Origin of the sequence: Microbacterium sp. SSM24 (assembly GCF_025989145.1) — a bacterium.
In the GTDB taxonomy this organism is placed as follows: domain Bacteria; phylum Actinomycetota; class Actinomycetes; order Actinomycetales; family Microbacteriaceae; genus Microbacterium.
In genome coordinates, this window is record NZ_JAPDNQ010000001.1 from 1,122,967 (window position 1) to 1,145,655 (window position 22,689).

12 protein-coding genes are annotated in these 22,689 nt (G+C 70.1%); 7 read left to right on the forward strand and 5 right to left on the reverse strand.

Features of this window, described 5'->3' with window-relative positions:
- Window positions 1-75 precede the first annotated feature (75 nt).
- The 3 genes from OL358_RS05280 (at window position 76) to OL358_RS05290 (ending at window position 3,981) form a co-directional block, all read left to right on the forward strand.
- Window positions 76-1,638 carry a sugar transferase gene (locus OL358_RS05280; RefSeq protein ID WP_319805428.1) on the forward strand — a complete coding sequence of 521 codons (1,563 nt, stop codon included), beginning with the start codon at window positions 76-78 and terminating at the stop codon, window positions 1,636-1,638.
- A gap of 3 nt (window positions 1,639-1,641) precedes the next feature.
- Window positions 1,642-2,871 (forward strand): DUF1972 domain-containing protein, encoded by a 1,230-nt coding sequence (locus OL358_RS05285; RefSeq protein ID WP_264708893.1) that lies wholly within the window; start codon window positions 1,642-1,644, stop codon window positions 2,869-2,871.
- A gap of 135 nt (window positions 2,872-3,006) precedes the next feature.
- The gene (locus OL358_RS05290) at window positions 3,007-3,981 is read left to right on the forward strand and encodes a DUF6492 family protein (protein ID WP_264708894.1); all 975 of its coding nucleotides are present in this window, start codon (window positions 3,007-3,009) and stop codon (window positions 3,979-3,981) included.
- A 14-nt stretch (window positions 3,982-3,995) separates the two neighbouring features.
- Here OL358_RS05290 and OL358_RS05295 read toward each other — a convergent pair whose 3' ends face one another.
- Entirely contained in the window at window positions 3,996-4,634 is a 639-nt protein-coding gene (locus OL358_RS05295; RefSeq protein ID WP_264708895.1) for a hypothetical protein, read from the reverse strand.
- Between the two features lie 76 nt (window positions 4,635-4,710).
- Between OL358_RS05295 and OL358_RS05300 the strand changes: the two genes are divergently transcribed.
- On the forward strand, window positions 4,711-5,856 hold the full coding sequence (locus tag OL358_RS05300) for a glycosyltransferase family 4 protein (RefSeq protein WP_264708896.1): 1,146 nt from the start codon (window positions 4,711-4,713) through the stop codon (window positions 5,854-5,856).
- Here OL358_RS05300 and OL358_RS05305 read toward each other — a convergent pair.
- Together OL358_RS05305 and OL358_RS05310 are read right to left on the reverse strand one after the other, a co-directional pair.
- The gene (locus OL358_RS05305) at window positions 5,831-7,522 is read right to left on the reverse strand and encodes a polysaccharide biosynthesis tyrosine autokinase (protein ID WP_264708897.1); all 1,692 of its coding nucleotides are present in this window, start codon (window positions 7,520-7,522) and stop codon (window positions 5,831-5,833) included. The two genes, OL358_RS05300 and OL358_RS05305, sit on opposite strands and share 26 nt — an antisense overlap.
- A gap of 106 nt (window positions 7,523-7,628) precedes the next feature.
- On the reverse strand, window positions 7,629-8,933 hold the full coding sequence (locus OL358_RS05310; protein WP_264708898.1) for a hypothetical protein: 1,305 nt from the start codon (window positions 8,931-8,933) through the stop codon (window positions 7,629-7,631).
- 126 nt (window positions 8,934-9,059) lie between these two features.
- Here OL358_RS05310 and OL358_RS05315 point away from each other — a divergent pair, with 126 nt between their 5' ends.
- From OL358_RS05315 to OL358_RS05325, 3 genes are read left to right on the forward strand one after another with little or no spacing between them, the layout of a single operon-like run.
- Window positions 9,060-10,136, forward strand: a complete 1,077-nt coding sequence (locus OL358_RS05315) for a polysaccharide pyruvyl transferase family protein (protein WP_264708899.1) — start codon at window positions 9,060-9,062, stop codon at window positions 10,134-10,136.
- Complete coding sequence (locus OL358_RS05320; protein ID WP_264708900.1) at window positions 10,133-11,344, forward strand: Coenzyme F420 hydrogenase/dehydrogenase, beta subunit C-terminal domain; 1,212 nt, start codon at window positions 10,133-10,135, stop codon at window positions 11,342-11,344. Before OL358_RS05315 ends, OL358_RS05320 begins: the two co-directional genes overlap by 4 nt.
- On the forward strand, window positions 11,341-12,804 hold the full coding sequence (locus OL358_RS05325; RefSeq protein WP_264708901.1) for a lipopolysaccharide biosynthesis protein: 1,464 nt from the start codon (window positions 11,341-11,343) through the stop codon (window positions 12,802-12,804). The genes OL358_RS05320 and OL358_RS05325 overlap by 4 nt, the downstream gene beginning before the upstream one ends.
- 4 nt (window positions 12,805-12,808) lie before the next feature.
- Here OL358_RS05325 and OL358_RS05330 read toward each other — a convergent pair whose 3' ends face one another.
- Together OL358_RS05330 and OL358_RS05335 are read right to left on the reverse strand one after the other, a co-directional pair.
- Complete coding sequence (locus tag OL358_RS05330; RefSeq protein ID WP_319805429.1) at window positions 12,809-16,345, reverse strand: PKD domain-containing protein; 3,537 nt, start codon at window positions 16,343-16,345, stop codon at window positions 12,809-12,811.
- Between the two features lie 239 nt (window positions 16,346-16,584).
- On the reverse strand, window positions 16,585-22,647 hold the full coding sequence (locus tag OL358_RS05335; protein ID WP_319805430.1) for a PKD domain-containing protein: 6,063 nt from the start codon (window positions 22,645-22,647) through the stop codon (window positions 16,585-16,587).
- Window positions 22,648-22,689: the final 42 nt, after the last annotated feature.

Consider the following 22,689-nt stretch of genomic DNA (forward strand, 5'->3'; position numbering starts at 1 on the left):
TGGGGAAAAACATTCTGGGGATGCATCGATGATTCGATGGTTGCGCTTTGCGCATTTGCACAATGAGGGCAGGCTGTGAGCGCCGTCGAGAGCGCTCTGCCGACGGCATTGCGGGCGCTTCCGGTGCCCACGCTGACCGCCGTCGCGCCGCCGCTTCCGCTCGTTCGAGAGCTCACGGATGCCCGCGTATCACCGCGGTCGACTCCGACGCTCGAGCGACGGCTGCTGTGGGAGCGCCGCTACGTACGACGTCTGCGATTCACGGACGCCGCGATCGTGGTGCTCGCGACGGCGCTCACACCTGTCTTCCAACTCCTGCTGGTCGCGCCGGGTCTGCTCGTCAGCGACCCGTGGATCGTGGCCCGCATCCCTGCGGTGACGGCGGTGTTCTGGCTGTTCGTGCTCGCCGCGTTCCACACGCGTGACCGCGAGATCACGGGCTCGGGTGCCACCGAGTACAAGCGAGTCGCGCACGCGTCGGGCCTGACGTTCGGCATCCTCGCGATCGCGTTCGTCGTCTTCCAGTGGCAGGGCATCCGCGCCCAGCTCATCATCGCGGCGCCGATCGGACTGCTCGCGCTGCTGATCGGGCGGTGGTCATGGCGCCGCTGGCTGCACCGGCAGCGCCGCTTCGGTCACTACGCGTCGCGCACCCTCGTGGTCGGTGGTCGCGACGACGTGGACTACGTCATCCGCACGCTGCAGCGCGACGGTCAGCTCGGCTACCTCGTGGTCGGAGCGACCATCGCCGATTCGCCCGAGCGCTCGATCACGGTGGGCGACATGTCCTACGACGCCGTCGGCAGTCTCAACAGCGTCGCGCACACGGCGAACGCACTCGGTGCCGACACGATCATCATCGCGAGCCGGCCCGACGCCGACCCGGAGTACATCAAGCGACTCAGCTGGGAGATCGAGGGCACGGCGGCAGAGCTCATCCTGTCGAGCCGGCTGGCGGATGTCGCGGGCCCGCGCATCTCCCTGCGACCCGTCGACGGCCTGCCGCTCATCCACGTGAAGATCCCGCGGTTCGAAGGCGGCAAGCTCGCACTCAAGCGCACGATGGACATCGCGGCCGCAGCGCTCGCGCTGACCCTCTTCGCACCGTTCGCGCTGATCATCGCCGCGGCGATCCTCCTCGAGGACCGCGGTCCGGTCTTCTTCTCGCAGTCGCGCGTGGGCCGGGACGGTCGCGAGTTCCGCATCCTCAAGTTCCGCTCGATGCGCACCGACGCCGAGCAGCGTCTCACGGCGCTGCTGGATGCGAACGAGGGCGCCGGTCCGCTCTTCAAGATGAAGGACGACCCGCGGGTCACCCGCGTCGGACGGATCCTCCGCAAGTTCTCGCTCGACGAGGTTCCCCAGTTCTGGAACGTGCTGATCGGCGACATGAGCATCGTCGGACCTCGTCCCCCGCTGCCGCGAGAGGTGCGGGCGTACGATGGGACCGTCTCCCGGCGCCTGTACATCAAGCCCGGGATCACCGGCCTCTGGCAGGTCAGCGGACGCAGCGACCTGTCATGGGAGGAGAGCGTCCGGCTCGACCTGCGGTACGTCGAGAACTGGTCCGCGATGAACGACCTCATGATCATGTTCCGCACCGCGCACGTCATGGTCCATCCGAATGGAGCGTATTGACCAATGGAGTCGGAGAAGACGGGGCTTCACACCGACTCTGAGGAATCCTCGCTGACGATCGCCATGATCGGGACCCGCGGCGTGCCCGCCGCATACGGCGGCTTCGAGACGGCCGTCGAGGAAGTGGGACGCCGGCTCGTCGAACGCGGCCACCGGGTGATCGTCTACACGCGGGGATCGGAGTCCCGCGAGCCGGAGTACCTCGGCATGCGCGTGGTACATCTGCCTGCCCTGTCGCAGAAGCAGCTCGAGACTCTCAGTCACACCGGCTTCTCGACGCTCCACGCGACGGTCAATCGCCGTCCCGATGCGGCCTTCGTCTTCAATGCGGCGAACGCGCCGTTCCTGCCGGTGCTCCGGGCACGCGGCATCCCCACGGCGCTCCACATGGACGGACTCGAGTGGCGACGGTCGAAATGGGGTGCGCGCGGCAAGGCCTACTACCGCTGGGCGGAGCAGTTCGGCGTGCGAAAGGCCGATGCGCTGATCGCGGACGCCCCCGGGATCTCCGACTACTACGCCGACCAGTTCGGAGTCCCGACCGAGCTCATCCGGTACGGTGCGCCGATCCTCGACGCCGCGCCGACCGACGGCATCCACGAGCTCGGACTGGAATCGAACGGCTACCACCTGGTCGTCGCACGCTTCGAACCCGAGAATCACGTGCTCGAGATCGTCGAGGGCTATCGCCAGAGCGACGCGCAGAAGCCGCTCGTCGTGGTCGGCTCCGCGCCCTACAGCGCCGGCTACACGCAGGCGATACGCGACGCGGCGGGCACCGACGAGCGCATCCGCTTCCTCGGCGGGGTCTACGACCAGGACCTTCTCGATGCGCTCTATTTCCACGCGATGACCTATGTGCACGGCCACTCGGTGGGCGGCACCAACCCGTCTCTCCTGCGCGCGATGGGCGCCGGAACGGCGACCATCGCGTACGACGTGCCCTTCAACCGCGAGGTGCTGGCCGACGACGCGTGGTTCTTCGAGAACGAACGCGACATCGCCATCCATTTCGCCGCGGTGGAGTCGGATGCCTCGCGCGTCGCGTCGCTCGCAGACAAGGCCCGCGTGCGCGCACGCGACAGCTTCCGCTGGGACGACGTGGCGAGCGCCTACGAAGACCTCGCGCGCCGCCTGGCCGCCGGCGAGTCGGTGCACCGCACCGCGCGTCGCGCGACCCGCCGCGCCGAGGAGTGGGACTTCGGCGTGCGGGCGCCCGTGACGGCGAGCTGACGACCCGGGCGACGCCGGTCGGCGGCATCCGCTCCTCAGCGGGGCACGCCCGGCTTGCCTGATCGAGTGGAGCTGTACCCCTAGGCTCGGAGCGCGGCGGGTCGCGGACTCGCGGAAGAAGGAGTGGCACGCGTCATGCAGACCGACAGCGAGGGGCGGAAGCCACTCACGTTCGTCACCATCACCTACCGCGCGGAGGACACTCTCCTTCTGCTTCAGGCGCGATCCCTCGCGCTCTACGCCCGGCCCGACGACGTGGCGTCCGTCATCGTCATCGACAACGGAAGCCCGCGGATGTCGCGCCGCACCCGACGCCGTCTGCTCGACGCCTACGGGCCCCTCGCCGATCGCGTGCGAATCGTCCGCCGGTCCGAGCTGGGCAGCGACGTGGCGGCGTCGGGATGGATGAGCCAGCAGGTCATGAAGCTCGCCGCGCACCGACTCGTCCAGACGCCGACGTACGTGCTGCTCGACGCCAAGAACCACCTGATCCGCCCGGTCTCGGTCAGCGACTTCCTCGCGGCCGACGGGCGCGCACGCACCGGCTTCCAGAGCTACCTCAGCCACCCCCTGCTTCCTCGCCTGCGTCGGGTGCTGGACTACCTCGGACTCGATCAGGCCGCGGCCGATCATTTCCCCCCGACGTCCACGCCGTTCGTGGCGCATCGTGAGGTGGCCGCGGCGCTCATCGACGACATCGAGAAGTCGTCCGGACGGCCGTTCGCCGTCGAGTTCGTCGAGGCCGACCTCACGGAGTTCCCGCTCTACTCGGCCTGGCTCCTCCGCCGGGACGGCAGCTGGGACGCGACCTACGTCGACGACGCCATCCAGGCGCCGACGGTCTGGGGAGGCAACGCCAGCCGCAGCGGCGTCGACCGGGCGATCGAGCAGGCGGAGGAATCGGATGCTCCCGCATTCGGCGTGCACCGCCGGGCTCTGCATCGTCTCGGGGGTGACGGCCTCGACGCCCTGGCCGCGTTCCTCAGCGAACGCCGGCTCGTCTCGGGACCCGCGGAGTTCCGCCGTCTGCGCCGCACGTTCGAGCGGCAGTACGGCGCGGAGATCCTCCGAGCCCGTTTGGCTTCGCGGCTGCGGCCTTCACGTTCCTGACAGGGCGGGAGGCCTCACTCCGCGGCGACGAGGTAGTGACTCACCTGCGAGTGCAGGTCGCGGACGAGCTCGCGCGACTCCTTGAGGATCCGCGTGTGGCGGCGGGTCGAGTCGTGGTGCACGTCGGGGACGTCCCTCGGATCGTCGTGCGCGGACCACGGGAGGCGGAGGCCCGTCTGCTGCGGCACCCGGATGCGTCCCCGGCGCTGATCGAGGAACTCCGCGTAGCCCGCGAGGGTGGGTGACGCCTCGGCGAGGCCGCGGCTGCGCTCGCCGGCGTCGAGGGGCGGAGCGCCCAGGGCGACCGCCTCCTTCAGCGTGAAGGTGCGTCGGCGCGTGCTCGGCTGCATGCGCGCAAGACGCGCACGCTCCTCCCGAGAGGCGGCGATGATCAGATCGTGCTCGTCCAGCTCGACCTGGGCGATCTGCGTCGACACGTGGCTCGCCGCCGATGACGCGTCCTGCGTGCCGGGGTCGAGCAGCGACACGGCCAATCGGCACATCGGATGCTCGCGCACGACCGAGATGCCCCGGCTGACGACATCCCACTCGATGCCGTCGCCCCTGCGAACCGCCGCTTCGGTGAAGGTCGCCGCCATGAACGGTGATCGGCAGACGTTGGCCGCGCAAACGAAGAGCACCCGGTTCGACATCTTCCTCCTCCACGATGTATGACGCCCACCGTACCGGCTGGTCGGCCGGACGCCGATGCTCTGTCACACTGAATCGATGACGTCGTCCACCGTGCTCGTCGCCCATCCGGGGTCCGAACTCTATGGATCCGACCGCGTCCTGCTCGACAGCGTGATCGGCCTCGTCCACTCCGGGGAGCGCGTCGTGGTCACCCTTCCGGAGGGGGGTCCCCTCCAGGATGCGCTGCACGCCGCCGGCGCCGAGGTGGTCGTCGCTCCGGCGTTCGTCCTGCGCAAGCGCCTGATGCGGCCCGCCGGATGGGGGGAGCTGGTGCGCACGGGCTGGAACGGGGCGCGCGCGGCCTGGACCCTGCTCAGCGGCACGCGCCCGGCGACCCTGTACGTCAGCACGATCACGCTGCCCCTGTGGCCGCTGCTGGGCAGGCTGCGCCGCGTGCCGGTCGTGCTGCACGTGCACGAAGGGGAGGCATCTGCCGGCCGCCTCACGAAGGCCGTGCTGTACGCGCCCGCACTGGCTGCGAATCGCATTCTCGTGAACAGCTCCTTCAGTTCCGCCGTGATGACCTCGACGTACGGACGGCTCGGCTCGCGGGCGGAGGTCGTCCTCAACGCGGTTCCCGGGCCCCCGTCGCCCTCCGCGCCGCGCGAGGAGATCTCCGACGGGCTGCGCGTGCTCTTCGTCGGCCGACTGTCGCCCCGCAAGGGCGCCGACCTCGCGGTCGAGGCCGTGCGGCTCCTGGACGAGCGCGGCATCCGCACGACGCTCGACATCGTCGGGTCGACGTTCGAAGGCTACGAGCCCTACGAGGAGTCGCTGCGCGAGGCGATCGAGTCGTCGGGGCTCGGTGACCGGGTCACGCTCCACGGGTTCCAGACGGACATCTGGGGCTTCCTGGACCGCGCCGATGTGCTCGTGGTGCCGTCCCGTTTGGACGAGCCGTTCGGCAACACCGCCGTCGAAGGCATCCTCGCGGCACGCCCCGTGATCGCCAGCGACACGTCGGGGCTGCGGGAGGCGACCGACGGCATCCGCACGGCCTGGCGTGTCACGCCCGACTCCGCGTCCGCGATCGCGGACGCGCTGGTCGACGTCGCCGAACGGTGGCCGGACGTGCGGGGTCAGGTCGAGGAGTCGCGCAGCATCGCCGCCGAACGGCATTCGCCGCAGCGATACCAGACCAGGGTGGCCGAGCTCGTCACGAATCCGACCGGTCGGCGCTGATCCGCTCGTCGTCTTCGACTCGGCTGAGGTCGAGGGCGTTGTCGTCGACCTCGGGCTCGCGCTCGACCTCGCGACGGTCGCTCGACGCGTCCGCTTTCGAGTCGACGACCGCCCGCTCGACGGGTGATGCCTCCTCGACGCCCAGCTCGGCGACCTCGACCTCGGTGACGACAGAGGGCGTGCTCTTCGCGGGCGCAGGCGCGTCCCCGACGGGCGCGATGTCGAGAGGGACCGAGGTGGGCGTGACCGAGACCCGACGCTCGCGTCGCGTGAGGGGAGTACCCGTCCGCTGACGCTTGCCGCCCGAGGGACCGTAGTAGTAGTTGTAGTCGTCGCCGCGCTGCCGCTTGACCCGGCTGAACAGGATGCCGGCGACCTGCGCGCGAGCCCGGTCGAGGGCCTCGAGGGACTTGGCGAGCTGGGCCAGGTGAACCTTGCTCACATCGGCGACGACGATGGTGGTGTCGACGCTCTGCGCGATGATCGTGGCATCCGACACGCTCAGCAGCGGGGCGGTGTCGACCACCATCACGTCGAACTTCGTGCGCAGCTCCCGGAGCAGCTCCGTCATGCGTGCCGACGCCAGCAGCTCGGCAGGATTCGGGGGAACCTCGCCAGCGGGGAGCACCCACAGCGACGTGTCGCCCCACGGAAGGCTCGCCTCCTCGAAGTCGACCGCACCGACGAGCATCGTCGTCAGACCGACCGAGTTCTCGAGCCCCAGGGTCTCCGCCACCATCGGACGACGCAGATCGGCGTCGACGAGAAGCACTCGGAGCCCTGCCTCGGCGTAAGTGAGCGCCAGGTTCACCGCGGTGGAGGTCTTGCCCTCCCCGGGAATCGACGAGGTGACGGCGATCGCCCGGATGTCGTGCTCGACGGCGGCGAAACGCAGACTCGATCGCACACGCCGGTACGCCTCGGCGCTCGTGCTGTTGGGCTCGGAGACGACGAGCGCCCGCCGCTGGGCGTCCTTGCGACGAGGGATGCCGCCGAGCACCGGGAGGTCGGTGATGCGCCGGAGCGCATCCTCCGACCGCACGCGTGTGTCGAGCAGCGTCCAGACCACGATCGCCAGAACCGCGAGGAGCGCGCCCGCGAAGGCACCGAGGACGGCGTCGCGCTGCTTGTTCGGCGAGGACTGGAAGGCGGCGGGCGTCGCCGGCTCGATGACACGCGCCACGACGGTGGCGTTGCCGGCGTCGTCCTTGGGTGAGATCTCGTCGACGACCTGCGCGAGGTTCTCGGCGACGCTGTTCGCCAGTTCGGCCGCGAACTCGGGATCGGTCGACCCGGCCGTGACGTCGAGGATGACGGTGTTCTGCGGGATCGTCACCGTCGTCATGTTGCGGATCTGGGAGTTCGTGAGGTCGACGTCGAGGTCGTCGCGCACGGCGTCGAGCACGACGGACGACATCGCGAGCTGTGCGAACGACAGCATCTGGCTCTGCGTGTAGGCGGAGCCCTGGTTGATGTCCGAGCCGCTGCTCGCCGATCGCATCGAGAAGTAGGTCGACGCGGTGGACTGATAGATGGGCGACAGCGTGCTCGAGTAGCCGAACGCGGCGAGTCCGCCCACAAGGGCCGCCAGCAGGATCACCCACCACGCACGGAGGAGCACCCCGAGGATGCGCCCCGGGGTCACCTGAGATCTGATGTCGGCCACTCGCTCCCGCTCATTCCACGCGTCTCTCGAGTACGCGAACCGATCCGGCGACGCAACATCGCCTCTTCATTGAGATACAGGGTACCGACTCCGGCGATTCTTGCTCTCATCGCGCCATTCCCGCCGTCAGCCGATCGCCGCGCATCCCGGGCGGGGGTGCCGTCCGCGCGACGGCGGCCGCGAGCTGATCGGCGTCGCGCCCGTACCGCAGCGCGTAGGCGCTGACTGCGAGTCCCGCCGCGAACCACACGAACGCGGCGTACTGGGTGATGAGCGCGACCGTCGCGAACGCGGGGATCTGCGCCACCAGCGCGACGCTGGCCGGCGTGGCGCGTCCGATCACGACGCTGCCGATGAGGATCGCCAGGAGGACCAGCACCACGCCGAGCGGAAGCAGCCCGAACCGCAGCCCGATCAGGATGAGCGCGCTGTCGATCGAGCGGAATCCCGCCCAGTAGTCTTCGCCCGTCGGCAGCACCTCGCGTTCGGGTGAGACGCCGAGCAGCACCATCGAGTTCGTGAGCCCGAGAAGGTCGACGCGATAGTTGGCGCTCCCCTCCGCCTCTGAACCTGCTTCCCCGAACACATCGAGGATCGTCGGCACGACCGCTGCTGCTCCCACCAGGAGGATGGACAGCACGGCTATTCGGAGTCCTCGCCCGACGTAGGCCCCGAGGAAGATGACGCCGAGCACGAGCGTGAGCGCGAAGCCGATGATGCCCAGGCGACTGAACGTGACCACCGTGGCGGCGCCCACGACCACCAGCGCCGTGGCACGCAGCCAGGGACGCCACCGCACCGTGAGGAGGAAGGCGGCCGAGATCGCCAGCGCCCCGCCGAGCGCGATCGAGTGTCCGAACGCCCCCTCCACCCGGAGCAGGCCTCCTCGCTCCTGCAGGTTTCCCCAGGTGGACGATGACGCCCCGGGCGTGAGGAGGAAGAGGTTCTGGCTCGTGACGAACTCGAGGAGTCCCAGGAGCGAGGCGCCGACGGCGGCCGTCGCGATGCACGCGGCGACCCAGTCCTCGGTCACCCGCGCGAGGACCATGCGGCCCCAGACGTACGGCAGGAACCACATCACGACGCTGTCCTGCACATGGCCCTGGATCGATCCGCCGACGGCGTACGCGAGGAGGATCACCAGGAGCAGGACCGCCATGACGGTGTCGACGTTCGACCACCGCAGGTTCGGACTGAATCCCGAGATGATCGCGATCACCGTCATCGCGGTCAGAGCGCTGACGAACACTCCCATCGCGCCGGCACCGAGCCAGATGGGCGTGAAGAAGAAGGCGAGCGTCCACAGGGCCATGCCCCACCGCGGGTGCCGCCGGATCAGGAGCACGAGTCCGAGCACGGCGACCATCGCCGCTGCGGCGAGCGCCACGAGCTGTATCGGATTCGATCCCACGCCGGGCCCCCTGAAGTCCGTCGCCCGATTCTACGCGTGGACGAGCTTCGCGAGGGAGTGAGACGCGCTCCCATAGGATGAAGGGGGGTAGGGCTCGGGTGGACCGGGCGAAGGGGGATCGATCGAGTGCGCGTACTCGTCGGCTGGGCGGGGGATTCGTCTCCGAATCTCGGCGTCCGTGTGCTCGGCCGCGGATCGGCCGATCTTCTGAGCGCGACGCTGCCCGATGCCCGCATCGAGTTCATGGACTTCGGCGCCCGCCCGGAGGCGCTTCCCTGGGGTCGTCCCCGGTCCCTGGTGCGAGAGCGCTTCACGGGCCGCGCCGGGATGATGGAGTGGCTCAGCCAGTTCGACCTCTACTGGGACACGCGCTCGGGCGACAGCTTCGCCGACATCTACGGCATCCAGCGCCACGCCAAGATGTCGCTCGTCCACGAGTTCGCCGTCCAGGCGGGTGCGACAGCCGTGCTCGCCCCTCAGACGATCGGCCCGTTCGGCACGGCGCGCGGGCGTCTCCTCGCGCAGCGCAATCTTCGACGCTCGACGCTGGTCTTCGCGCGCGACCCCGCCAGCGCACGAGCCGCAGAAGGACTCGGCCGCCCGGCGGACCGCACCACGACCGATCTCGTGTTCGGCATCTCCCAGCCCACGCCGTCCGGCGACCACGACGTGCTGATGAACGTGTCGGGACTCCTGTGGAAGACCAGCGACCATGTCGATCACGGCTCGTACCGCACGGCGGTGCGGACGATCATCTCGCGCCTCCTGGCCGACGGCCGCAGGGTCACGCTGCTGCCGCATGTGCTGGACAGCCACGACGCCGACAACGACGTCCCCGTCTCGCACGCGCTCCAGGACGAGTACGACGGTCGCATCGGCGTGCACGTGCCGCTCGATCTCGATGATGCGCGATCGGTGATCGCCGGCGCCCAGCTCGTCATCGGGGCGCGCATGCACGCGTGCCTCAATGCGCTGTCGACCGGTACTCCGGCGATCGCCATGGCGTACTCGCGCAAGTTCCAGCCGCTCATGGCCGAGCTCGACTGGCCGCACGTCGTGTCGCTGGCGGAGTCGCCGGATGCCGCATCCGACGTCCTCCGCGCGGTGGACGCACCCGCGCTCGCCGATCGGGCGCGCAGCGCGATGTCGCGGGGCCAGGAGCTGCTCGCTCCGGTGGGCGACCTCGTCGGGAGCGTGGTGTGACCGAGCTGCGCGACCGGGTCCAGGACGTTCTCGCGCGAGACGCCTGCTCCGGATGCGGCCTGTGCGCCCAGCTCGACCGCGGATTGCAGATGCGCCTCGACGCCGGCGGATACGCGCGACCGGTCGAGATCGGGGCGCCCGACGAGACGCCGGATGCCGCGCGCGTCTTCGCGCGCTCGTGCCCCGGCGTGCGCATCTCCGCGCAGGATCCGGCCGGCTCGCGCCGCCACCCTCTGCTCGGTTCGTACTTCGCCGCGTGGGAGGCCTGGGCGACCGACCCCGAGATCCGCCTGGCCGGAAGCAGCGGCGGCGTCCTCACGGCGCTGCACGCGTGGCTCGTCAGCAGCGGACGGGCGGCCAGGATCGCCGGCGCGGCCGTCGACCCGAGCGAGCCGCGGCGCAGCATCCCGGTCACGATCACGACGCGTGAGCAGGCGCTCGCCGCTGCGGGCTCGCGGTACGCCCCCGTCGCCGCGCTCACCAACCCGGATGCCTTCGCCGCCGGGAGCGCCGTCACGGCCAAGCCCTGTGAGATCGCCGCGCTGCGGGCCTCCGGCCTGGAACCCGGCGGCGAAGCCCCCCTGCTGCTGTCGTTCTTCTGCGCCGGCACGCCGAGCCAGGGAGCGACGGATGCTCTGCTCGAAGGCCTCGGGATCGGCCCCGACCGCACGGTCGACGCGATGCGCTACCGGGGCAACGGCTGGCCGGGCCGCTTCGCGGCGCGCGCCGGAGACACCGAGGTGAGCGCCGACTACGAGGAGTCCTGGGGCAGCACGCTCGGACCCACCACGCAGTGGCGCTGCAAGGTCTGCCCCGACGGCGTCGGGGAGTCGGCCGACATCGTCGCCGCCGACTCCTGGGCCACCGACGAGCGCGGGTACCCGCAGTTCGCCGAGGGAGCAGGAGTGAGCGCCCTCATCGCGAGGACGCCGCGCGGGCTCGAGGTGATCGAGGCTGCCATCGCCGAAGGCGTCATCGAGGTCCGCCCGCTCTCGATGGACGGGCTCGCGAGTGCGCAGCCCCTGCAGACGGCCCGGCGCCGCTACCTGCTCGCGCGGCTGTGGGGATCGACGCTCGCGGGCCGCACGCCGCCACGCTATCGGGGCTTCGGGCTGGCGCGCCTGGGCCTCGTTCACCCGCGGCGCTTCGTGCAGGTGCTGCGGGGCACGGCGCGCCGGGTCAGGGCCGCTCGCGGACGGCGCCGATGACCTCCGACCTCGCACACTCCGCGGCACGAGGGGTCTTCTTCACCCTCGCGGCCCAGATCGCCAAGCTGGTGCTGCAGCTGCTGTCGGTCGTCATCCTGGCGCGCCTGCTCACGCCGCACGACTACGGTCTGCTGGCGATCGTCCTCGTCGTGGTCGGCATCGGCGAGATCTTCCGCGACTTCGGCCTGACGACGGCATCCATCCAGGCTCCTGTTCTGACCACGGGGCAGCGCGACAACCTCTTCTGGATCAACTCGGCGATCGGCGTGGTCCTCACGGGAGTGATGTTCCTGCTCGCGTGGCCCATCGAGGCCGTCGTCGATGAGCCCGAGATCGTCGGCATGGTCCACTGGCTCTCACTGCTGTTCCTGCTCAACGGGCTCGCGACCCAGCACCGCGCGAACCTCGCACGCGAGCTCAAGTTCAAAGCGCTGGCGGCGATCGACATCACCGCGGCCGCCGTGGCGCTGGCCGTCGCGGTGGTCGCGGCACTCGCGGGCGCCGAGTACTGGGCGCTCGTCCTGCAGCAGCTCGCGAGCGGCATCGTGGTCCTGGTGGGCTGCGTGATCGCCGGTCGCTGGCTTCCGCGCTGGTACTCGCGGGCCGACTCCGTACGCCAGCTCATCAACTTCGGCTGGAACATCGTCGCCACGAACCTGCTCGTCTACGCCGGCTCGCAGATCGACACCATCCTGGTGGGGCTCAAGTTCGGCACGACGCCGCTCGGCCTGTACAACCGCGCCTATCAGCTCGTCATGACCCCGCTCAGCCAGGTGCGCTCCCCCACGAAGAACGTCGCCCTGCCGGTCCTGGCGCGCGTGCAGGAGGATCCCCCGCGCTTCAACAACTACCTGACGTCGGCGCAGCTGATGCTGGGCTACGGGCTCGGCATCCCGCTGATCCTCGTCACGGCGCTGGCGGACCCCATCGTCCGCATCATGCTCGGACCGAAGTGGCTCGACGCCATCCCGATCGTCGCACTGTTCGCGGTGGCGGGACTCCTCACGACGCTCGCGTTCGTGGGCTACTGGGTGTACCTCTCGCGCGGGCTCGGCAGGCAGCTCTTCCTGTACACGATCGTCACGACCACCATCAAGATCACCTGCATCGTCGTCGGCTCGTTCTACGGGGTGCTCGGCGTGGCCGTCGGCTTCACCATCGCGCCCGCCATCTCGTGGCCCCTGTCGCTGTTCTGGCTCTCGCGCATCACCCCCATGCCGACCGCCCGCCTCTACGCGGGAGCCGGACGCATCCTGGCCGTGTGCGCCTGGACCTGCGCCGCGGCGTGGGGAGTGTCCCTCCTGGTCGCGCCGTGGGGCACGTGGGCGATGCTCGTCGCCGGGGTCGCGGCCGGCCTCGCCGCCGCGGCATCCGCCCTGGTCATCCCGATCTACCGCCGCGACGCGCGCAACCTCACGGCGTTCGCTCGTCTCATGGTCAAGCGCCGTCCGCGCACCTGACGGGTCAGCGGACTTCCAGGGCGTCCACGCTCACGATCACCGGGACGTTCGTCGTGGACCCGGACAGGTACGAGAGCACCCCGACCTGCCCCGCGGCCTGCAGCTCGGCCTGGGAGTCGGTGGTCGTCACGAACCAGCCGGCAGGCTCCGTCGCGCCGTCCGGCCACACGTTCGCGTTGAGGGTCGTGACACCGCCGACGGTCGACGTGACCAGGTGCAGCTGGAGCTTGCCGCCCGCGGTGTGCGTGTACCCGCCGAGGGTCCGGCTCACGAGCAGGGTCTCGGTCGTGCCGACCAGTTTCGCCAGAGAGACCGTCACCACGCCGCTGGCCGCGACCCGCAGCTTGAGCCGATAGTCGCCGGCCGCCGTCTTGTGCACCTGATAGTTGAAGTGCACTCCGCCGCCGTTGGCGACGCTGGCGGTGCTGAAGAGAGCGCGCGCGTCGACATCCTGAGCGGACACGCCCGCCAGCGTCGCGTTGCGCGTCTGCCCGGCGCCCAGCGAGATGAGCCCGGTGCTGCCGTCGACCGAGAAGGCCGGGGCGCTGTTCACGGTCCACGCTCCGCCGACGGTCGCCGATCCCCATCCGTTCGCCACCGTGCGGGCGAACGCGTCCTGGGCGACGAAGGTCTGCGGAGACACCGTAACGGTCTGCGTGGCAGGACCGCTCGTGGACCCCATGCTGTCGGTCACCGTCAGCGTGGCCGTGTATGTGCCGGCTGCGCCGTAGGTCTTCACGGGATTCGCCTGTGTGGACGTCGTCCCGTCGCCGAAGTTCCACGCGTACCCGGTCACGGTCGCGCCACCGGAGGCGGAGGAGCCCGTGCCCGTGTAGTTGACGGTCAGCCCGGAGGCGCTCGCCCCGATCACCGCGACCGGAGCCTGATGCGGACCCGACGCGTTCACCGTTCGGGTGGTCGAGCCCGTCATGCCGGCGCTGTCGGTCACCGTCAGGGTGACCGTGTACGTGCCCGGCGCGGCGTACGTCCTGTTCGCCGTGACGCCGGTCCCGGTGGATCCGTCGCCGAAGTTCCAGGCGTAGGACGTGATCGTCCGCCCGCTCGGAGCGCTGGACGCACCGGCGTTGAACGACCAGGACAGATCGGAACCGGATGTCGTGAACGACGCGGTCGGCAGGCTCTGGCCGCGCCCGATCGCATAGTGGGTCGAGATCTGCGAGGCCGTCAGGATGTGCGGGTAGATCGCCACCTCGTCGAGCGCGCCGTTGAACATGTTCGACGTGGGCCGGTTGGGCCAGCTGTTGAGGTTGTCACCGCCGATCCTCCAGAAGCCGGAGAACAGCTGCCCCGCGGTCCCCGACGGATCGGTGGCCACGAGAGTGCCGTCGACGTAGAGCTGGATGCCCGACCACGGGTTCAGCTGCGCGACGGCGTGGTGCCACTGGTTGTCGCGATAGGTCGCCGGCGACGTGATCACCCGCTGGGCGCCAGGATTCACGCCGAACGCCAGGGATCCGTCATTGCGCATGTAGAGATGCCGGTCGTAGGTGCTCGAGTTTCCGGACGCCCCGTTGCCGTACCCGATGAGCTTCCCGCCGGTCGTGGTCGAGGTCTTGAACCAGAGCTCGAGCGCGAACGCTTCCTCGACGACGGTGGTGTCGGTCGCGCGGGCGAATCCGCTCGTGGACCCGTTGAAGGTCGAGGAGCCGTTGGCCTCGGCGCCGAGCGCATCGTCGGAGGTCGTGCCTGCTCCGCCGAACGAGACGAGGTTGTTGTTGCCGGCGAGGTCCGTTCCCCCGCCGGACGGTCCGAGACGCCAGTACGTGGTCGCGCCGTCGTCGAGAACGGTGTCGGCGTAGGACGACGACGAGCTTCCGTTGACGGTGAGCGTGACGTTCGCGCTCGTCGCGCTGTTGCCGTCGCCGTCACGGGCGATGACGCGATAGGTGCGGCTGGAGCCTGCCGGGATCCCCTCCGCGACGAGTGTGACGACCGGCGTGAACCAGTAGGTCGACTGCACCGTCTTCGTCGCGATCGGCGCCGCGCCGCCCTGCGCCCACAGCTCGTACGTCAGGTCGAGGTCGTCGCGGTCCCAGTTCGCCGGGATCTGCACGTGCGCGGTTCCGGTGCTCACCGAGCGCGCCGTGGGAGTCCAGTTCGCGCCGGAGAGCCGCGGCCCCTGGTTCGCCCCTGTCGAAGGGGTACGGGCGAATCGGGCGATCCCCTGGTTGCGCTGTCCGTTCACGAGGGGGAACTCGCCGCCGAACACGACGTACTGGCTGTTGCCGGTGACGGTCCACGCCGCCTGCCCGGATCCGGATGCCGTGCCCGTCGTCCAGTCCGGGTACCAGTTCACCGCGGCAGGCGCGGGATAGCCGGTCCAATCGGAATAGATGCTGTTGACGTACGGGCTGCGCGTGAGCGTGCCCTTCGCGGCCGCCGTGTACACGCTCGAGTTCCGCATGTTCCCCGGCGACGGGTAGGCCTGCGGCATCCCACCGGCCGTCTGGCAGTCGTGCTCGTGTCCGGTCGAGTACACGTTCGTGCCGTCGGAGAAGACCCCGTAGTGGTCGCCGTGGCAGTCGGCGATCCAGCTGACGTCGCCGGTCTGGCCGTCGGCGGCGAACAGACCCTCGAGGTTGCCGATCGTCTTGTTCGAGTACACCCATCCCGTGCCGTAGACCTTCGAGCTGTCGGCGGCCAGCGCCCAGATGCCCGCGCGCCCGGCGAGCGAGCCGGTGGCCATGCCGTTCTTCACGACGGAGGTGACCGCCCAGGGAAGGAGCGCACCCGAGGTGAGGTCGAGCGCACCCAGACCGCGGGAGGACGTGCCGTTGATCGTCTCGAAGCGACCGGCGACGATGAGCTTTCCGCCGCCCGGGGCCAGGACCATGGAATCGACCTGCAGGTCCGGCGTCGGAGCCCAGCCCAGTACCGCGCCGTTGGAGGCGTTGACGGCGGCGAGGTTCTTGCGGGTCACGCCGCCGGCCGCGCCGATCAGACCGCCGACGTAGACGGTGCTGCTCGTCGCCACGATGGCGTTGATGTACGAGCCGCCGATGGCCGGCTTGACGCTCTCGAGCAGGGCTCCGGTGGAGGTGTCGAAGACGGCGAAGTTCCACCGCGTCAGGCCGTTGACGTTGTTGAAGGAGCCGCCGACGTAGAGGCGGGTTCCGTCGGGCGAGACGGCCAGCGCTTTGACGGTTCCGTTGATGGTCGGGGCGAAGGACGTCGCGACGCCCGTCGTGATGTTGTACGCGAGGATGTTGCTGCGCGGCATGAGGCTCTGCCCGGCGCTGGTCCCGGCGGGACGCGCATTCGAGAAGCTGCCACCGGCGAAGACGGTGTTCCCCGCGACGACCTGCGCCCACACGATTCCCGAATCGATCTGCACCGTCGGCAGCGGATCCGCCGTCACGGTCTGCGCGCTGCGCTGTTCGATCGGTCCCGGCCCCGGGGCTGCTGCGGCCGGATCGGCCACCGTCGCCACCAACCCTGCTGCGATGAGCACGCCGACGGCGAGAAAGCTCGCCACCCGACTGCGCGGCCGCGAAGACGTCGTCGATACTGCGTTCTGCATCAGGAACTCCCCTAGTTCCGGTGCCGCACGCAGCGGCAACCCCAGACTGCTCGCTAGCTCAAGAGTCGCGGATCCTCCCAGAAATACCGCGACGCTCTTCGGGCCGAGGCTAGCACCGGACCGTGCCGTGCGCGAGGGGGTCAGTGCGAAGGCGGCGTATTCCCGCCAGGGAATAAGACACCCGCCTCCGGCGTGGGACGGAGGCGGGTGCCTGGGTGCTCGATGCGCGCTATGGGGGGTCAGCGCACCTCGAGGTCATCGACGCTCACCACGAGGGGAGCGTTCGTCGCGGAACCGGACAGGTAGGCGAGGACGCCGATCTGTCCTGCGCCCTGCAGTTCGGCCTGCGCATCCGTCGCCGTCACGAACCAGTCGGCCGGCTCGGCGGAACCGTCTGCCCACACCTTGGCGTTGAGCGTCGTGGAGCCGCCGGCGGTCGTGGCCTGGAAGCGCAGCCGCAGCTTCGACCCTGCGGTCTGCGTGTAGCCGGTCAGGGTCTTGTTCGAGATGATCGTCTCGGTCGTGCCGACGACCTTCGAGACCGACACCTGCACGACACCCGTCGCCGAGATCCGCAGCTTCAGGCGGTAGTCGCCCGCTGCGGTCTTGTGCACGAGGTAGTTCAGGTGCAGCCCGCCGCCGTTCGCGACCTTGTCGGACGAGACCACGAGCCGCGCGTCGACGTTCTGCGCGTTCACTCCGGTGAGGAGGTTCGTGCGGGTCTGGCCTGCCGCCAGCGACACCTTGCCGGCGCCGTCGGCGACCGAGAACCCGGCGGCCGTGCCCCAGGTGCCCCCGGTGACCGCCGCGCCCCAGCCTGCCGCCACCGTGCGCTCGAAGTCGTCCTTCGCGATGAAGGTCTCCGCGCTCACCGTGACGGACTGCGACGTGGTGGCGACGGCGCCGAGGCTGTCGGTCACCGTGAGGGTCACCGTGTAGGTGCCCGCGGCGCCGTAGGCGTGCGACGCGGTCGCGCCGGTGCCTGCGGCGGTCCCGTCGCCCCAGTTCCAGGAGTGGGACAGCGTCGCGCCGTCGGACGCCTGCGAGCCGGAACCGTTGACCGACACCGTGAGGCCCGAGCCCGAGGCGGTGAAGGCGGCCACCGGGTTCGCGTGGCTGGCGCTGACGGCAGCGGTCTTAGCCGCCGACGATGCCCCCGTGCTGTCGGTCACGACGAGCTTCGCGGTGTAGTTGCCGGCTGCGTAGGTGTGCGTCGGCTTGGCCTCGGTCGAGGTCGTCCCGTCGCCGAAGTCCCACGCGTAGCCGGTGATCGTCGCGCCGCCGGACGCCGTCGATCCGGTGCCATCGAACGCGGTCGTCAGACCGGTCGAGCTCGCGCCGATCACCGCGACCGGAGCCTGGTGCGGCTGACCCGCGCCGAGCGAGGTCACCCGGATCTCGTCGACCGAGACCACCACGGGCCCGTTCGTCACCGTGCCGGTGGCGTAGGCCACCACCCCGATCTGACCAGCGCCCTGCAGCGAGGCGACCGAGTCGGAACCCGTCACCGTCCACGCCGCGGGCTCAGCGGTGCCGTCTGCCCAGACCTTGCCGCGCAGCGTCGTGCTGGCGCCCGCGCCCCCCTCGGTCTCGAGGCGGACCCGGAGCTTCGCGCCGGCGGTGTAGGTGTACCCGTTGAGGTTCTGCGTGGCGAACGTGGTCTCGGTCGTGCCGACCAGCTTGGTCATGCTGACCTGGACGGCTCCCGTCGCGAGCGTGCGCACCTTGAGGCGATACTCGCCCGCCGCGGACTTGTGCACGACGTAGCTGAAGTGCAGTCCGCCGCCGTTCGCCACCTTGTCGGCGGAGAAGACGAGGCTCGCGGAGAGGTCGTCGGCCGAGGTGGCCGCGAGCGCCGGAGCGCGCGTCTGGCCGGCGACGAGGCTGATGCGCCCCACGCCGTCCGCGACCGACGTCGACGTCAGCGACGTCCACGCGCCACCGACGGTCGCGCTGCCCCAGCCGGACCCGATCGTCCGGGTGAAGTCATCGCTCGCGACGACGGTCTGCGACGCCACGGTGACGGTCTTCGACGTCGTGGCGGTGCCGCCGAGGCTGTCCGTGATGGTCAGCGTGATCTCGAACGTGCCCCCGGCGGTGTACGCGTGGGTCGCCGTCTTGCCTGCTCCCGCGGTCGTACCGTCACCCCAGTTCCACGAGTACGCGAGCGTCGCGTCGTCTGCAGCGGCGGACGCCGAGGCATCCACTGCGACATCCAGCATGCTCGTCTGAGCCGTGAAGGAGGCCGTCGGGTCGGCGTGGGTCGCCGTGACCGAGGCGGTCTTCGTCGTCGTCGCGCCGAGGCTGTCCGTCACCGTGAGGGTGACGGTCCGCACTCCTGCCGTGTCGTAGCGGTGCGTCGCCGTCTTGCCGGTGCCGGCAGCCGATCCGTCGCCCCAGTTCCACGCGTAGGTCAGCGTCGCGCCGTCCGAAGCCGCGGATGCCGAGGCATCCACCGACACCGAGAGGCCCGAGGCGTCGGCGGTGAAGGACGCGGTCGGAGCGGCGTGCTCCACCGTGACCTCGGCCGTCGCCACCGTGCTGGTGGCGCCCTCCGAGTCCGTCACGGTCAGCGACACGGTGAAGGTGCCGGGCACGCCGTAGACATGGGTGGGGTCCGCCTGCGTCGACGTCGTGCCGTCGCCGAAGTTCCACGCGTAGTCCGTGATGGTCGCGCCGCCCGACGCCGTCGAGTCGTCGGAGTCGAAGTCGACGGTGAGGCCGTGGACGTCGGATCCGATCTTCGCGACCGGCGCAGCGTGCGGCGGCAGGATCACGACGCTGGACGTCGAGATTCCGGTGCGGCCCGCCGAGTCGGTGACCGTGAGGGTCGCCGTGTAGGTGCCCGGCAGGTCGTACGTGTGCGACGCGGTCGCGCCCGTGCCCGTGGTGCCGTCGCCGAAGTTCCACGCGTAACCCGTGATGGTGCGTCCCGGCGTCGGCGTGGAGGCCGTGCCGTCGAACGTGCGTGACGGTCCGGTGCCGGTCACCGAGAACTGCGCCTGCGTGGTGGCAAGGCCCTTGGCGAGGCGGTAGTGGTCGTCGACCTCGTTCGCCGACAGCGTGCGGCTGTAGGCGGCGAAGTCGTCGAGCTGACCGTTGAAGTAGTACGAGTTCGGCTGACCCGGCCATCCGCCGATGTTGTCACCGCCGAGGCGCCAGTAGCCGTCGTACTCCTGGGCGCCCTGGATGCCGCCGTCGGATGCCGCGAGCGCACCGTCGACGAACAGGCGCTCGCCGCCGTCCGGGCCGACCTGTGCCACGACGTGGTGCCACTGGCCGTCGTTGAACGAGGTGCTCGTCTCGACGATCGCCGCCCAGCCGAGCCACACGCCGAACACCAGTCGCCCGTCGTTCGTCATGTAGAGGTGACGGTCGTAGTTGCCGGAGTTGCCCTCGGAGGATCCGCCGTAGCCGAAGATCTTGCCGCCGTTGGTGGTGGTGGTCTTGAACCAGACCTCCGCCGCGAACGGCGTGCTCGCCGAGATGGTGCGCGACGTCCGGCCGAATGCCGATCCGCCGTCGAAGGTCGCCGAGCCGCCCGTCGTGACGGAGTCCGCCGACGAGCCGACACCGGCGGTGCCGACCATGTCGCGGTCGCTCACCCAGTCGACGTTGCCGACGGGGCCGCCCAGACCCCAGTAGACCTGGGCGCCGTCGTCGAGCACGCGCTGCGTGTACTTCGCGGCGGCCGTCGCCGGAGCGGCGATCGCGAGCTGCTTGGTGGTCACCGCGCTCACCGAGCCCTGCGAGTCCGTCACCGTGAGGGTCACGGTGTAGTCGCCTGCGCTCGGGTAGGTGTGCGTCGGTGTCGTCTCCGTCGAGGTCGCGCCGTCGCCGAAGCTCCAGGCGTACGACGCGACATCCGCGTCACCCGAGGAGGTCGATCCCGCACCCGTGAACGTCACCGTCTGGCCCGCGGCCACCTGGTCGATCACGGCGACGGGCGGCAGGTGCGGCCCCTTGCCGATCTCGTAGTGGTTCGCGACCTGCGCCGCCGTCAGGGCGGAGCCGTACACGGCGAACTCGTCGATCGAGCCGCGGAAGTTGAACGACGCGGGCTGGTCGGGCCACCCGTTGAGGTTGTCCCCGCCCAGCTTCCAGTAGCCGGTGTAGCCCTGGGCGCCCGTCACGTTCGACGACCCGACGAGCTGACCGTCCACATAGAGGGCCTGTCCGTCAGCGCTCTGCTGAGCGACCAGGTGGTGCCACTTGTTGTCGTTGTACGACTTCGTGCTCTGCACCGTGGCGGCCCAGCCGGGGTAGGTGCCGAAGATGAGCTGACCGTTGTTCTTCATGTAGACGTGGCGGTCGTAGCTGCTCGAGTAGTCGTTCGGGTTGTCGCCGTAGCCGACGATCTTGCCGCCCGAGGTCGTGTCGGTCTTGAACCACAGCTCCGCTGCGAAGGCCGAGCCCACCGCAGACGCGCTGGTGGTCGTCGCGAAGCCGTTGCCGCCCGGCGTGGTGGCCGAACCACCGGTCTCGCCGACGATCGCGGTGTCCGTCGTCGTCCCGACGCCGTTCTTGAACTGGGCGTCGTTGGTGCCGGCCCAGTCCGCGCCGCCGTCGGTGCCGCCCAGGCGCCACAGGAGCGAGGCGCCGTCGTCGAGCACGGCGTTGGCGTAGGCGGATGCATCAGCCGAGCTGACCGTGACGGTCACCCATGCGCTGTTGGCCGTGTTGCCGTCGCCGTCCTTCGCGACGACACGGTACGTCTTGGTGGCGCCGGCGGGAAGGCCGGTCGCGGTGAGGACGACGTTCGGGGTGTCCCAGAACGTCGACTTCTTCGTGGTCGTCGCGACCGGTGCGGCCTTGCCCTGCTCGTACAGCTCGTACGTGAGGTTCAGGTCGTCGCGATCCCAGTTGGCGGGGATCGCGATGCGAGCCGTGCCCGCGCTCACCGAGCGCGCCGACGGCGTCCAGTTCACGCCGGAGAGACGGGGAGCCGACTTGGGGCCGCCAGCGGGCGTGGTCGAGAATCGCGTGATGCCCTGGCTGCGCTGCCCGTTGACGAAGGTCTGCTCGCCGCCGACGAGAAGGTACTTGCCGTTTCCGGTCGCGGTCCAGCCGGCCTGGCCGGAGCCCGATGCGGTGCCGGTGGTCCAGTCCGGGAACCAGTTCACGGCTGCCGGAGCGGGGTAGCCGCCCCAGTCCGCGTAGATGTCGTTCACCGAGGGCGACGTCGTGAGCGTGCCTTTCGCGGCGGCCGTGTAGGCCGTCGCGTGACGGATGTTGCCCGGTGCCGGGTAAGCCTGCGGAAGTCCGCCGGCGGTCTGGCAGTCGTGCTCGTGACCGGTGGTGTAGACGTTGGTGCCGTCGGAGTAGACGCCGTAGTGGTCGCCGTGGCAGTCCGCCACCCAGCGGATGTCGCCGCTGCCCGCCTCGGCGGCGAACATGCCCTCGAGGTTTCCGACCCACTTGTTGGCGAACACCCAGCCGGTGCCGTAGACCGCGTTCTCGTCGGCGTTCAGCGCCCAGATGCCCGCCTTGCCCGCGTTGCCGTCGGTGGCGGGAACGCCGTTCTGCACGGTGGCCGGGGCCGCCCAGGGCAGAACGGTGCCGTCGTTGAGGTCGAGGGCCGCGAGGCCGCGCTGGTTCGCACCGTTGACCTGGCCGAACCGGCCGCCCACGATGAGCTTCGCGCCGCCCGGCTCCAGGACCATGGTGTCGACCTGGAGGTCGGCCGTGGGAGCCCACGCGACGACCGCGCCGTTGGAGGCGTTGGCCGCGGCGAGGTTCTTGCGGGTGTTGCCGCCGGCGGCTCCGATGAGCCCGCCGAAGTAGACCGTGGAGCCGGTCGCCACGATCGCGTTGACGTACGAGCCGCCGATCGCGGGACGGAACGTGGTGAGCAGCGCTCCGCTGGCGACGTCGAACGCCGCGACGTTGAAGCGGCTCTGCCCGTTGACCTGGTTGAACGAGCCGCCGACGTAGAGCGTCTTTCCGTCAGGCGAGACGGCGAGCGCCTTGACCGTGCCGTTGATCGTGGGCGCGAAGGACGTCGCCACGCCGGTCTCGATGTCGTACGCGAGGATGTTGCTCCGCGGCATGAGGCCCTGGCCAGGGCTCGCGCCGGCGGGGCGGGCGTTGGAGAAGCTGCCGCCCGCGAACACGGTGCGACCGGCGATCACCTGCGCCCATACGATGCCCGAGTCGATCTGCACGGTGGGAAGCGGATCGGCGGTGACGGTGGCGGCGCTCCGCTGCTCGATCGGCGCGATCCCCGGAATGGGACCCGCCGCCGCCGCGGGCGCGGCAGCGCCGATCGCGAGTCCGGCGACGACGACAGCCGAAACCGTCACCCCCGCGACGGTGCTGCGAAGTCTCGATCCCCAGGTCGAGGC

What these genes read in the sequence shown, in the direction of transcription:
- OL358_RS05285 (WP_264708893.1), top strand. Translation starts at nt 1,642, where the DNA reads ATGGAGTCGGAGAAGACGGGGCTTCACACCGACTCTGAGGAATCCTCG.
- OL358_RS05290 (WP_264708894.1), top strand. Translation starts at nt 3,007, where the DNA reads ATGCAGACCGACAGCGAGGGGCGGAAGCCACTCACGTTCGTCACCATC.
- OL358_RS05295 (WP_264708895.1), bottom strand. Translation starts at nt 4,634, where the DNA reads ATGTCGAACCGGGTGCTCTTCGTTTGCGCGGCCAACGTCTGCCGATCA.
- OL358_RS05300 (WP_264708896.1), top strand. Translation starts at nt 4,711, where the DNA reads ATGACGTCGTCCACCGTGCTCGTCGCCCATCCGGGGTCCGAACTCTAT.
- OL358_RS05325 (WP_264708901.1), top strand. Translation starts at nt 11,341, where the DNA reads ATGACCTCCGACCTCGCACACTCCGCGGCACGAGGGGTCTTCTTCACC.
- OL358_RS05330 (WP_319805429.1), bottom strand. Translation starts at nt 16,345, where the DNA reads ATGCAGAACGCAGTATCGACGACGTCTTCGCGGCCGCGCAGTCGGGTG.